The following is a 12,615-nucleotide window of genomic DNA, read 5'->3' as shown; positions in this document are numbered from 1 at the left end:
TTTGTGCTCTGCTCATTGGCATTGTGATCCATCTTTTATCGCTCTTTGATAAATTAGATCTTTCAACACAGCGTCTATATGGACAAAGACTTAAAAAGGGAGCAGAACCTCATCTTCCTATCACTCTTATTTCATATGCGGATGGTGATTCTGTTTTTCGAAAAAACCAGAACATGCTCGTTTTTTCTGCCCTGAACAAGGGATTTGACTCTTTTAAAAACTATAATAAGTCTCTGTTAGGTGAGGCTTTTTTGGAAAAACATGGTGAGCATTTTCAACATAAAAAGGGTGCAGGGTATTGGATATGGAAACCATGGATCTGCTTAAAAGCATTAGAAGAAGCGCCTGAAAATGCAATAATCGTTTATGCAGATACTGGTTTTGTTTTCAAAAAACCTTTAACAAAAATTATTGAATTGATTGAGCATAAGCCGATCATTCTTTTTGAATGGGATCCTAAAATAGATGGTTATATTGGACGAATTACGAAACGTGATGTTTTAAATCATTACAATATGGACACTGAAGAGACTCGCAACGGTCCTCATGCATCAGGGGGATTTCTCATTTTTAAAAACACACCACAGGTTCGTGCTTTTTTTAACGAGTGGTATCTAATGATCTCTCAGATTGATTTAGTCTCAGATGAGGTTAAAGATCCTCAAAACCAACATCCTGAATTTTCACATCATCAGCAAGATGAGAGCCTTTTATGCTTACTGGCTCTGAAAAATCCTGATTTATGTCAATATTTTCAGATGAATGACCTTATCGGACCCTATGTCACCTGGCATCATCGTCATGCGCGTAAAGAGCATCGTTCTCTTTTATTAAGACATTTGTCGATTTCTAAAATCAGTGATCGCTGGTTTTTAAACAATCACATTTGGTCAAAAATTAGGGGAAAAAGACTGAGACAAAATGACTCTCGCTCACTGTAGAAAAAGAAAAGCTTGAAATTTTGTGTGCGATGTTGCAACATGAAATATTATGATTTTCGCCATTTAGAAAGGGTTGAAATGGGAGATGTTTCTTTGATTAAAAATATCGTAATTGCTTTAGATGCAATGGGTGGAGATGATGCGCCTGACATCGTTGTAAACGGTGCAGAACTTGCATTTAAACGCAATAAAAACTTATCTTTCCGTTTTTATGGCGATGAAAAACAGATCAACAAGCTTCTTGATGATTGCCCAGCTATCAAGCCTGTGTCAACTGTCATTCATTCTGATATGGCAATCTCCAATGATGAAAAACCATCTGTGGCCCTCAGAACAGGTAAGAATTCAAGCATGCGCATGGCGATTGATGCCGTTGCAAATGGAGAAGCATCTTGCGTTGTTTCCGCCGGAAACACTGGTGCATTGATGGCTATGGCTAAAATTGGCATGAGACTGGTCCCTGGGATTGATCGTCCAGCAATTGCAACTGTGATGCCTTCAATGAAAGGGCTTTTTGTGATGCTCGATCTAGGAGCAAATACAGTATGCACAGCACAGCACCTTGTTGAGTTTGCACTGATGGGCGTTCTCTATTCAAAAACAGTTCTAGGCATTAAAAAACCAAGCTATGGCCTTCTGAACATTGGGACAGAAGAAACCAAAGGACTTGATGTGATTAAAGAAGCAGCGCAGATCCTGAAGGAAAATAAGTTGCCAGGAGAGTATGTTGGCTTTGTAGAAGGTGATGGCATTCACCGTGGTGATGCTGATGTCATTGTTTGTGATGGCTTTATTGGCAATATCTCATTAAAAACAGCTGAAGGCACAGCAAAACTGATCGTATCTTGGGTAAAACAAGCATTCTCAAGTTCACTTTTGGCAAAAATTGGTTATGTTTTCATGCGTCCTGCTTTAAGCCGCTTGAAAAATCTGGCTGATCCACGTCGATATAATGGCGCAATGTTCTTAGGTCTTAAAGGGATTTGTGTGAAAAGCCATGGCGGTACAGATGCATTTGGTTTTTCGAACGCAATTGATGTCGCTGCTCAATTGGTGAAGCGTGACTATAATGCCAAAATTCAACAAGAAGTTGAAGCACATAGAGATCTTTTACAGCAAAAAGTGGCTTCTTAAGACAATAGTGCTTCTCTTTTCAAGAGAAAGATACATATTTTGACGGCACAAAAAGCAAAAAAGAAAACAAAGTCAAATTCAACAATTCTCCCGACGCCTTCAAGGTGGCATCTCTTTGTTGCACTGCTTTGCTTTGTGGCAATGGCTCTTCATTTTGTTCTCATCTATACAACACCAGGAACAATAGGTCCTTTTGACATTGCAGATTTTCCCTTGATCGCAGTCATGGTCTTTGGCGGTGTGCCTCTTGCTTATGAGATTTTAAGTAAAGTCTTTCAAGGGGACTTTGGGACAGATTTGCTGGCCGCAATCTCTCTCATCACGGCTGCTTTTCTCGATCAATATCTTGCCGGTGTTTTAATTGTTCTAATGCTTTCCGGTGGTCAGGCCCTTGAAACTTACGCGATGAGAAAGGCTTCGTCAGTCTTACTGGCTTTGGCGGAAAGAATGCCAGATTTTGCCCATCGTAAAACGAACTCACACATTGAGGACATTCCGCTTGCAGATATTCAAGTTGGTGATCTTATTGTGATTTATCCCCATGAAGCATCGCCTGTTGATGGGATTGTGGTTGAAGGTCATAGCGCCATGGATGAAGCTTATTTAACAGGTGAACCTTATCAAATTTCTAAAGCACCAGGAGCTGCTGTTTTATCCGGTGCGATCAATGGTGAATCCGTTCTTGTGATTCAGGCTGAGCGCATTCCATCAGATTCACGATATGCAAAAATTCTCTCAGTGATGCAAGATGCAGAACAAAAACGCCCGGTCATGCGTCGTTTAGCTGATCAAATTGGGGCTGTTTTTTCACCTATAGCATTGGTTTTTGGTGCTGGAGTTTGGATCTTCACAGGTGATCCTGATCGTTTTCTAGCTGTTTTGGTCGTTGCAACGCCTTGTCCTTTGTTGATTGCCATACCTGTCACCGTGATCAGTGCTATTTCAATGGCAGCAAAACGAGGGATTATCATCAAAGATCCGACCGTCCTAGAACGTCTACCTTTATGTACAACTGCTATTTTCGATAAGACTGGTACGTTAACTTATGGTCAACCAGAGCTCACAGAGATTGTCGCAAGAGACGGTGAAGCTGAAGACAGAATCTTGCAAGACATTGCAAGTCTCGAGAGATATTCTAAGCACCCACTGGCAAGTGCCTTTCTTGCAAAAGCACAAGCAAACAAATTATATCTCCTTGATGCCTCTGAAGTGTCAGAAAAGCCAGGACAAGGTCTTGTTGGTAAGGTGAATGGGAAAACATTTCAAATCACGCATCGTAAATTTATTGCTGAAAAACACCCTAAGATGCTTTCACTCCTGCCTAAAGTAGAGCAGGGGCTTGAGTGTGTCGTTCTTGAAAATGGTGCCTATCTTGCGACTTTCAGATTTCGTGATATGCCGCGCGCTGAAAGTGAATTCTTTATTCGCCATTTGGGACCATCCCATCAATTTAAAAAAGTCATGCTGGTTTCTGGAGATAGAGCATCTGAGGTCTCCTATCTCGGAAAGCTTTTGGGGATTAGCGATTTACGGGCATCTCAAAGTCCTGAAGAGAAGTTAGCAATTGTGCGCGCTGAAACCAAGCTTGCCTCAACTCTTTTCATGGGGGATGGCGTTAATGATGCGCCAGCCTTAACAGCTGCAACAGTTGGTCTTGCTTTTGGAGGACATACAAATGTCACAGCTGAAGCGGCAGGTGCAGTGATTCTCAATAATTCCTTAGTTAAGGTTGATGAGCTCATTCACTTAAGTCTCTCTATGCGTAAAATTGCTCTACAGAGCGCTTTAGGAGGTATGTTCTTGAGTGTGATTGGCATGGGATTTGCATCCGTTGGCTATATTACGCCTGTGATGGGTGCATTGCTACAAGAAGTGATCGATGTTCTTGCAATTGTAAATGCACTCCGATTGATCTGGGGTAAGCCTTTCGAGATCGATCTTTACGATGCAAAGAAGTAAAGAATAGTTTACTCAAATACTCCGCCAGGATTTTTAGTAAAATAAATTTTACAAAATTAATTGACAGATGTAAAAAAGTAAAATATAATTTATATAATAAGTCGTTTTTTAAAAAAAGTAAAAAAGGTTTGACTATGGCTAAGTTTCTCTGGGGAAAAGTTTTTTTCAATAATACGTTTGCGGGTTACTTACGCCAAGAACCAGGTGATCGGACATCTTTCACCTATGACAACTTATATGTTGAACAAAATGGTAATCCTGTCTCTTATCACTTCCCTGTGCGTTCTGATACTTATTACCACGATTCAGGTCTTCATCCATTTTTTGATAATTTAGTTGCAGAGGGATGGTTAGAACATGCGCAAATACGCCTGTTAGGAAAACGTATAACCTCTCGATTCGAGTTACTATTGGCTTTTGGAGCTGACTGCGCAGGAGCTGTTTCAGTGATAGATCCTGAGCCTCAAAATATATCAAATCAATTGCTTGATCTTGATGATCCAAAAGAACTAGCTCTTTTAACAAATCGTTCGTCTTTATCTGGTGTTCAACCCAAATTGACCCTCTCTAAAAAAGACGGTGGATTTTACCCTACCCAAATTGGAGAAACAAGCACATATATTGCCAAATTTCCTTCAGCACATCATCCAGGTTTGATTTTCAATGAATACTTAACAATGAAAGCTTTTAAACATCTTTTACCAGATGATGAAATTGTTGATTTAATAATTGGAGATGTACAGGGACAAATCGAACCGGCTTTAATCATCAAGCGTTTTGACCGAAATGAAAAGGGCAAGATTCACTTTGAAGAATTTAATCAACTCCTGAATCGTCCATCACGCGAAAAATATGAAGGCTCTCATAAAGATATGTCTGACTTTATCCAACAAACGCCGGGTTGCATATTAACCGAAAACTACCGATTATTCAGACGCATTTTAGTAGGCATATTACTTGGCAACACAGACATGCATTTAAAAAACTTTGCGATGTTTCATACGCCAGAAGGACTAAGACTCACCCCTTCTTATGACCAGGTCGCATCTGTTTTATATCAATATAAAACTATAGCCCTTTCACTAGGCGGAGTAAGCAATCTCACCATTACAGAGCTCAAGCCTAAACATATACTAATCCTAGCAAAAGAATTCAACCTTTCACTCAAAAGTCTGGATCTCACCTATCAACAATTAAAAGCACGAATAGAATCTGCAAAACAATCTATTTTTGAAGATGAAATAACATCAAAAACGCTGAAAGAAACCCTCATAACCCTTATGGAGAAAAGATGGAACGGAACCTTTGCCTTGATTGGCCAGAGCTTGTCAAAGAAGCCATAAAACGGCGCAAACAACAACGTTTGACCCAAGAACAGCTCGCTACTTTAGCCGGTGTTAGTAAACCAACTCTCAATCGTCTTGAGCAAGGACATACAAACATTTCAGTTGAGAACGCACTGAAGATTTTAAGAATGCTTGGATTAGGGCAATAGTAAGATCATCAGAAATCACCTTGGTGGTGGAGCCTCGATGGTTTTTTGTGTATTGCATAGGTTGAGTAAATAATTGACCCGATCTAAAAGATCGCGCGTCTGATTTATATGATAATTGATTAGCAGACTCGCCTGACGCCTGTTTAGCTCCGTTTCTTTCAATTGTTCAACGAGTTTATTTGGATCAACCCGTTCTTTTTTAGAAGCAGCCACTGCAGAAAGCACGCTATTTTTACTATCATTTTTTTGCTTTATGAGTGCAGCTTTGGCTGCAACATTATCCAATCCTAGTGTATTTGGCATAGAGGCGTCTCCCTATTATTTTATTTAGATTCTTTGCATTGTTGCGATAGCTCTTCAAATGCCTGTATCGCTGTTTGAATCATGGCCTCAGCTTCTGGAGAGATAGGGCTAGTATGAACTCCTAAGGCTGCCTGCTGATGGGGTGTGAAAGAGATGAGGATGTCAGAAGAGGATAAGATGCGAGTTCCTGAAGAAAGCCTTTGGATCATAGAAGAGGAAGGGGGAGCTCTATAAAAATAATCGCTCTCCTTAATAGTCTGTTTTGAATCCCATTTACACTCTAACATCGGGGTATTTGGAGATGAGCGTCTTTTAGAAGGCTGTCCTTGAATCACATTATTATGAGAAGCTGGATCAGATTGTATTTTTTGATCACTTCTAGGCACATTATTGAAAGCAACACCTGACATTTGAATCCTCCTCTAAATTGATTGGTTTTTTTCAAAATCTTGGGCGAGTGCAAGTGCTCTATCAATAATTGCTTCATCGCCTGGCTCGATAGCTCTTTGTGAATTAACTGGCACCCGAATGGCTGGTGAGGCAAATGATGCTTTGATAGGTTGCCCAGGCTGTTTAGAGCGATTCACACTCCATTCACCTGATTCAAAACGTGAGCCTGCAAGTCTGGTTCTAATGGGGCTTTTTTTAGCAGATTTCGGAAGAGGTAATGAGTTCATTTCTAATGCAGGAGGACTCGTGAGAGAGCGTCTTTTAGATGTTTGTTCACTCGAAATTTTAGAGTCATTATCTGGAGTTGTCGTTTGTTCTTCAATATTCTTAGAAACTTTATGTAATTGCACATCTGACATTTTTTTCTCCTTTTTGTAAGCTTATATTCCAGGAATACTCCCCTTTATCCATATTGTAAAGAGGAATTTATGCTTAATGTCTGTAAAGCATAATGTCGCTTTTCAAGAGATCATTACTTTCAATAACTTGCTCAGCTTTTCGTGTTGGAATTGAAAAACTATTGCTGATAATCACAGCGCCTTTGGGCAGATTTTGAAATTGTTCTTCATTGAGACGTCGCATCGCTTTTGGAAACAAATAACAGATCACAATGGATGCATCATGAAGGGGTACTGAAAAAATGTTTTTGCGGCATAAGGTTAAATTATCAAGGCGATTCACTTTTTTACGAATCCAAAGACAAAAGTAAATCACTGGAGAGAGCTCAACGGCCACAATTTCCATATGCGGAAAAGTCTTTGCGCATGCAATAGCGAGCGTTCCATAGCCTGCACCCAATTCATAAATACGACCTTGTTTTAAGTCCATCTCTTTGATCATGCTCACAATAATATCACGTGATTTTTTTGATGAAGGCATGGGTGCCATGCCTGTGATTGCAGCATAAAAGGCAATCAGAAAGAGAGCGAGATAAAGAGGGATGAGAATCAAGAGTTGAATGGTAACAGACATGAGACTTTTCGATTTTGTTTCTGGCTAGAAGCGTGTTAGACTTCAGTTAATTTTAATAGCATAAATAATGGTCCCTATAAATGGAAGATTCTTTTTTACCACTTGTCCCAGAGACAGACACAGCGCCAAAAGCTACGCGCTCCAATATTCCTGAATATACAGTCTCTGAAATCGGCGATGCCTTGAAGAAAACCATTGAAGGCGCTTACGCCTATGTACGCATTCGGGGCGAAATTTCTCAACCAAAACTCCATGGATCTGGTCATTTGTACCTTCGTCTCAAAGATGATCAAGCTGTGATTGAAGCTGTTTGCTGGCGAGGCGTTGCATCGCATCTATCCATCAAACCAACAGAAGGGATGGAAGTCATCTGCTCAGGGCGATTGACCACTTTTAAAGGACGCTCTCAATATCAACTCATCATTGAAAAAATGGAATTAGCTGGTCTTGGCGCTCTCATGAAAATGCTTGAAGATTTGAAAAGAAAGCTTGCAGAAGAAGGGCTTTTTGATCCTGCTCACAAACAGAAAATTCCATTTCTACCGAAATCAATCGGTGTTATTACTTCTCCAACAGGCGCTGTTATTCGGGATATTTTGCATCGATTGAAAGATCGATTTCCGCGCGATGTTTTGGTGTGGCCAGTCGCTGTTCAAGGCGAGGGATCAGCAGCTCAGATTGTCTCAGCTATTCAGGGCTTTGATCAATTTGATGGCGTGAATTCACCTAAAAAACCTGATCTTTTAATTGTTGCGCGGGGTGGCGGATCCTTTGAAGACCTGATGCCCTTTAATGATGAACGTGTGATTAGAGCCATCTATGCTTGTTCCATCCCCGTTATTTCAGCGATTGGCCATGAAACAGACACAACCCTTTGTGATTTTGTGGCTGACTTAAGGGCGCCAACGCCAACAGCTGCAGCTGAAATGTCTGTGCCTGTCCGCATGGATCTTTATCAAGGACTCATCAGTTTAAAAGGTCGCATGGCGCATTTGCTAGCACAATACTTACATGTGCGCTCTGTCAAGCTTGAGTCTTTAGGGCGAGGGCTTGTTCACCCACGACAAATTCTAGAAAATTATGCACAAAGATTAGATGACAGAACACAAAGATTAAACATGGCTCTCTCGATGTTTTTGCGTCACAAAAGATTTGACTTTGATCAAATGAGGAAAAGACTCAAACATCCAGCAGAACGCATCACTCTCTCAAAAGAAAAATTAGAGACCTTGTCTGGCAATTTACAAAGATCTTTTCAGCAATTTCTGGAAAGAAAAAGGTACTCTTTCCAGTCACTTAGATCGATGCTTGAAAGTTATTCCTTTGCAAGAACGCTTGAGCGTGGCTTTGTTTTAATGACAGATAAAAAAGGGCATTTGGTTTCAAAAACAACAGATATCAAAGCCGCTGAATCCTATCTGGTCACTTTTCAAGATGGCGTTTTACCTTTTCAGTCAAGTTCGACTCTTGAAAAAAAAACTGAAAAAAAGAAGCCGGAATCCCCCTCAGACCAAGGGCTTTTTGATTTTTAAGATTTGAGAGAACATTTATTTCATATATTTTAAAAAACGTGATATTCTAAAGAAAAGTAATCTCAAATACACTGGAAATATAGGTTTAAAATGCTTAAGCACTTACTCACAGCAATATTTATCTTATTTTTATCTCAAGCAACATCGTTCGCTGAAGTAAAAACGCCTGCTACAGACATTGATGTTAATGTTTTTGAAGTTGGGCTCGATCGAATAATGGAAGTCTATATTGATCCGCTTGATATGAAAGATGTTGTTGAAGATGGCCTAAAAGGTGTTTTGGGTCTTGATTCGTCTTTTACACTTGAATCTGAGTCAACACATTTTACACTTGTGTACAAAGATGAAAGGAAGGAAACTGTTCTCTTTCCAGAAAAATCGAAGATAGAAGATTGGGCAAAGCTTGTTCGCACTATAGCGTTGAAAGCACAAGCAAACTCAGAAAAATTTGCTGCCATTTCTGCTGAAAACATATATCAAGCTTTTTTTGATGCTATCTTGCATGATCTTGATCGTTTTTCGCGTTATACATCTCAAGAGCAAACCAAGTTTTATGAAAACAGACGCATTGGTTATGATGGAATTGGGGTGGTGTTAGCGAAAAAAGACAATGATATCATCATTAAAAAAGTACTTCCAGATGGTCCTGCTGATAAAGAAGGAATGAGAGTTGGACAAAAAATCTTAAAAATAAATGGTATCGATCTGACTGACAAAACACTCGATTCAATAGCACTCCTTTTATCATCAATCAAAGGGGACGAAATTCAGATTACAGCGACTTATGCTGGTCAAAAAAAAGCTGAATTCAAGCTTAAAAAAGCAAAGGTTATTGAAAATACAGTGAGTCATGAGCTCAGAAAAGGCATTGGCTATATTAAAGTATCGCACTTTAATAAATTCACAGGTATTAATGTTCAAGATGCGATTCAAAAAATCAAAATTGAAGCAAAAGGACAAATCAAAGGATATGTTTTGGACCTATCCGATAACCCTGGAGGTCTTCTGGATGAGGCCGTCAAGGTTGCTGATACATTCCTTGATTCTGGCATTATCCTCACAACGAAAGGGCGCAATTCAAAAAGCGAGCAACGGTTTGAGGCCGAAAAAGGAGATTGGATTGATGGAAAACCCCTCGTTGTCTTTATTAACCAAGATTCAGCTTCATCATCTGAGATTGTGGCAGCAGCCCTCAGAGACAATCATAGAGCCTTGCTTGTTGGTACACGTTCATTCGGAAAAGGAAGCGTTCAGACAATTTACACCTTGCCAAATGAGTCTGAGCTTTATCTCACATGGGCTTATTTATATGAACCAAATGGACAAGTTTATCACAAAAAAGGGTTAGAGCCTGATGTATGTGTGGGGCATGATTCAACAGCAAACATCGATATTCAAGAAGCAATCCGTGATAAGAAAAAGGGAATTGAGGCACAAACTTGCAATGTGAAGGCCTCTCCAGCACGGGCAAATAGGCTTGTTGCTGATATTTTGCTCAGCCATCCAACTTTGTATGCAGAATTAAACCAAAGTGATCAACCAGCTCTTGCTGGCAGATGATTTTTTCGATATCATGTATCAATGGCTCATTTTAAGAGGCCAGGTATGATAAAGAGGGGTTTATTTTATGTCACACGAAACAAAATTACAGCATTCAATTCAATCTGAATTTAATCAATATGTTGCCCCAGCCATTCATTACGCCTCAACAATTTTATTCCCAAATGTTGAATCTTTAAGAACAGCTCAAAAGGATCCAGTTTTGGTACCAAGCTATGCAAGAGCAGGGACTCCGATTATTCGTGAGTTTGAACAAATGCTTGCTGAAATGGAAGATGGCTATGGTTCTGTCGCAACACCGAGTGGTATTTCTGCGATTACACTTGCTTTGATGGCATTTTTAAAAGCAGGCGATCATGTGCTCATCACCGATAGTGTCTATCACGTATCACGCCATTTTTTTGAACAGATCCTCAAAAAGTTTGGCGTTACTTACGACTTTTTTGATCCTATGATCGGAACAGGGATCGCGGATTTAATCAAACCAGAAACAAAAATGCTCTATCTTGAAAGTCCAGGATCATTAACTTATGAAGTGATGGACGTGGAAAATGTTTGTAATGCGGCAAAAGAAAAAAGAGATGATATCCTCATCATGATTGATAATTCATGGGCAACACCACTTTTGTATCAACCTTTTCATGATGGTGTTGATTTAATTATCCATGCTGTCACAAAGTATCTCGCTGGTCACTGCGATTTAATGCTTGGAGCGATTGTTGCGAAATCAGAGCCACTCTATCGCAAATTAAAAGAAACCTTGATGATTACAGGCATTTGCGCAGCACCTGATACAGTTTATATGGCAATGCGCGGCATGAAAACGCTTCAGCTTAGAATGATTCAACATCATGAGAATGTAATTCGCGTCATTCGCTTTTTGAATGAACGTCCTGAAATCCAACAGATTCTATGTCCTGCTTTACCAAACCATCCTGGTCATCAAGTCTGGCTGAAAAAGTTTAAGGGATCTGGTAGTTTGTTCTCTGTTCTCTTCAAACCAGAGATAACACAAGCGATGGTTGATCGTATGATCAATAGTCTTCAGGTGTTTAAAATTGGGCTTAGTTGGGGAGGGTTTGAAAGCCTTGCTATTCCACTTGATTTATCAGCGCGTCAATATAATTCCTTACCAGCAGGATGTGTTGTTAGATTTTACTCTGGCTTAGAACCCGTTCAAGCTCAAATCGCCGATTTAAAACAAGCATTTTCTTCTTTTGGTTATATTGAAGACTTATTTGAAAGGGTTAGTGCGTAAGCTTCTTCCGTTCATCATAAGAAATCTTTAATAATCGTCAGATAAAATGTGCATATGGAACCCAAATTACTCACAATAAACTCTTTCGATATCCAGGGCCATTACGGTATTCATGCTGATTGCAAAACAGCAAGTCTAATTGGTTGCGATATCGCTTCAGTGATGACTTGCTTTAACAGTCCACATTTGGATGTGTTTCAGTATAACTCTATGATCTCTTCTGAGTTTTTTAAAGAGCAATTAACACTCATCTTTCAAACTCAGCAAATTGATGCGATTAAAATTGGCCTGATTCCATCTATACCTTTTATGCAGGTGCTTGATGACTTTTTACTTAGTTTACCAAGTTTTCCGCCCATTGTTCTTGACCCTGTTTTTTTATTGGAAATAAAAGAAACAAAGGTTGATTATGCAGATTACTTGGCTGCCTATAAAAGACACTTCTTACATTTAGTCGATTTGGTTATTCCTTCTGTCCAAGAAGCAGAACAATTAATTGGTGCGCCGATTGATAGTTTTGACTCAGCACGTCATGCAGCCATGATGCTTCAAACAATGGGAACAAAGGCAGTCTTGCTAAAAGGTGCTCAAATGCCTTCGCCAGAGTCTATGGATTTTTACATTGAAGATGATGAGTATTTTGAATTTCCATTTACAAAGATTGGTAAAAAGCCAAATGACTTTAGTATCAGCTTGTCCACAGCCATCACATGCCATCTTGCAACGGGTATGACGCTACATGATGCCGTTGTGAATGGACGAGATTTTATCGCATCGCATTTGAAGGATGCGCATGAAGCCGATGAAATGGCCTTGTAGAAATTTCACTGATTTATATTTGTCATCCTGAATTTATTTCAGGCTCTGTAGATGCCTAAACAAGTTGTACAGACCGGAGACATGGGTAACGAATGTGCGGGGACATAGGTAACACTTTTTCGATTATAACTTAGAGTATAAATTTACGGGAGTGTATTTTTCCATCTGATCTAAATCTATTGCTCCAAGCCT

Annotated in this window: 13 protein-coding genes; 9 read left to right on the top strand and 4 right to left on the bottom strand. The window is 39.7% G+C overall.

Translation table 11 applies throughout. The features are described 5' to 3' along the window. The 5 genes from KBF71_08005 to KBF71_07985 form a co-directional block, all read left to right on the top strand. The coding region (locus KBF71_08005; protein ID MBP9878257.1) for a hypothetical protein at window positions 1-941 on the top strand (941 nt) is incomplete at its 5' end. 93 nt (window positions 942-1,034) lie between these two features. After that, window positions 1,035-2,075 carry a phosphate acyltransferase PlsX gene (plsX, locus tag KBF71_08000; protein MBP9878256.1) on the top strand — a complete coding sequence of 347 codons (1,041 nt, stop codon included), beginning with the start codon at window positions 1,035-1,037 and terminating at the stop codon, window positions 2,073-2,075. Between the two features lie 141 nt (window positions 2,076-2,216). Next, window positions 2,217-4,034 carry a cadmium-translocating P-type ATPase gene (cadA, locus tag KBF71_07995; GenBank protein MBP9878255.1) on the top strand — a complete coding sequence of 606 codons (1,818 nt, stop codon included), beginning with the start codon at window positions 2,217-2,219 and terminating at the stop codon, window positions 4,032-4,034. A gap of 134 nt (window positions 4,035-4,168) precedes the next feature. Continuing rightward, window positions 4,169-5,377, top strand: a complete 1,209-nt coding sequence (locus tag KBF71_07990; GenBank protein MBP9878254.1) for a HipA domain-containing protein — start codon at window positions 4,169-4,171, stop codon at window positions 5,375-5,377. Then, window positions 5,326-5,529, top strand: coding sequence for a helix-turn-helix transcriptional regulator (locus KBF71_07985; protein ID MBP9878253.1), 204 nt, complete (start codon window positions 5,326-5,328; stop codon window positions 5,527-5,529). The genes KBF71_07990 and KBF71_07985 overlap by 52 nt, the downstream gene beginning before the upstream one ends. Window positions 5,530-5,544: 15 nt before the next feature. Here the strand turns inward: KBF71_07985 and KBF71_07980 are convergent, their stop codons facing one another. From KBF71_07980 to KBF71_07965, 4 genes are all read right to left on the bottom strand, one after another. Next, entirely contained in the window at window positions 5,545-5,832 is a 288-nt protein-coding gene (locus KBF71_07980; protein ID MBP9878252.1) for a hypothetical protein, read from the bottom strand. A gap of 20 nt (window positions 5,833-5,852) precedes the next feature. Then, entirely contained in the window at window positions 5,853-6,242 is a 390-nt protein-coding gene (locus tag KBF71_07975; GenBank protein MBP9878251.1) for a hypothetical protein, read from the bottom strand. Between the two features lie 12 nt (window positions 6,243-6,254). Beyond that, window positions 6,255-6,641: a hypothetical protein gene (locus tag KBF71_07970; protein MBP9878250.1), complete on the bottom strand. Its 387-nt coding sequence runs from the start codon at window positions 6,639-6,641 to the stop codon at window positions 6,255-6,257. A 73-nt stretch (window positions 6,642-6,714) separates the two neighbouring features. Next, on the bottom strand, window positions 6,715-7,254 hold the full coding sequence (locus tag KBF71_07965; GenBank protein MBP9878249.1) for a methyltransferase: 540 nt from the start codon (window positions 7,252-7,254) through the stop codon (window positions 6,715-6,717). An 80-nt stretch (window positions 7,255-7,334) separates the two neighbouring features. On the opposite strand from KBF71_07965, the gene KBF71_07960 reads away from it, so the two are divergent. The 4 genes from KBF71_07960 to KBF71_07945 all read left to right on the top strand — a co-directional run bounded on the left by KBF71_07960 (window position 7,335) and on the right by KBF71_07945 (window position 12,423). Continuing rightward, window positions 7,335-8,786, top strand: a complete 1,452-nt coding sequence (locus tag KBF71_07960; GenBank protein MBP9878248.1) for an exodeoxyribonuclease VII large subunit — start codon at window positions 7,335-7,337, stop codon at window positions 8,784-8,786. Between the two features lie 90 nt (window positions 8,787-8,876). Next, window positions 8,877-10,346 carry a S41 family peptidase gene (locus KBF71_07955; protein MBP9878247.1) on the top strand — a complete coding sequence of 490 codons (1,470 nt, stop codon included), beginning with the start codon at window positions 8,877-8,879 and terminating at the stop codon, window positions 10,344-10,346. Between the two features lie 67 nt (window positions 10,347-10,413). Then, window positions 10,414-11,604, top strand: a complete 1,191-nt coding sequence (metC, locus tag KBF71_07950; protein ID MBP9878246.1) for a cystathionine beta-lyase — start codon at window positions 10,414-10,416, stop codon at window positions 11,602-11,604. Window positions 11,605-11,658: 54 nt separating this feature from the next. Next, the gene (locus KBF71_07945; GenBank protein ID MBP9878245.1) at window positions 11,659-12,423 is read left to right on the top strand and encodes a bifunctional hydroxymethylpyrimidine kinase/phosphomethylpyrimidine kinase; all 765 of its coding nucleotides are present in this window, start codon (window positions 11,659-11,661) and stop codon (window positions 12,421-12,423) included. The last annotated feature ends 192 nt before the right edge of the window (window positions 12,424-12,615 follow it).

This window comes from Alphaproteobacteria bacterium (assembly GCA_018063245.1).
GTDB lineage: Bacteria > Pseudomonadota > Alphaproteobacteria > JAGPBS01 > JAGPBS01 > JAGPBS01.
Note: the sequence above shows the minus strand (reverse complement) of the source record. Positions and strands in the feature narration are given on the sequence as shown.

Bases quoted from the DNA above. Each gene is read 5' to 3' on its own strand.
- KBF71_07985 (MBP9878253.1), top strand. From the start codon at position 5,326: ATGGAACGGAACCTTTGCCTTGATTGGCCAGAGCTTGTCAAAGAAGCC.
- KBF71_07990 (MBP9878254.1), top strand. From the start codon at position 4,169: ATGGCTAAGTTTCTCTGGGGAAAAGTTTTTTTCAATAATACGTTTGCG.
- KBF71_07975 (MBP9878251.1), bottom strand. From the start codon at position 6,242: ATGTCAGGTGTTGCTTTCAATAATGTGCCTAGAAGTGATCAAAAAATA.
- KBF71_07955 (MBP9878247.1), top strand. From the start codon at position 8,877: ATGCTTAAGCACTTACTCACAGCAATATTTATCTTATTTTTATCTCAA.
- KBF71_07965 (MBP9878249.1), bottom strand. From the start codon at position 7,254: ATGTCTGTTACCATTCAACTCTTGATTCTCATCCCTCTTTATCTCGCT.
- KBF71_07960 (MBP9878248.1), top strand. From the start codon at position 7,335: ATGGAAGATTCTTTTTTACCACTTGTCCCAGAGACAGACACAGCGCCA.
- KBF71_07945 (MBP9878245.1), top strand. From the start codon at position 11,659: ATGGAACCCAAATTACTCACAATAAACTCTTTCGATATCCAGGGCCAT.
- metC (MBP9878246.1), top strand. From the start codon at position 10,414: ATGTCACACGAAACAAAATTACAGCATTCAATTCAATCTGAATTTAAT.
- KBF71_07980 (MBP9878252.1), bottom strand. From the start codon at position 5,832: ATGCCAAATACACTAGGATTGGATAATGTTGCAGCCAAAGCTGCACTC.
- KBF71_07970 (MBP9878250.1), bottom strand. From the start codon at position 6,641: ATGTCAGATGTGCAATTACATAAAGTTTCTAAGAATATTGAAGAACAA.
- cadA (MBP9878255.1), top strand. From the start codon at position 2,217: ATGGCTCTTCATTTTGTTCTCATCTATACAACACCAGGAACAATAGGT.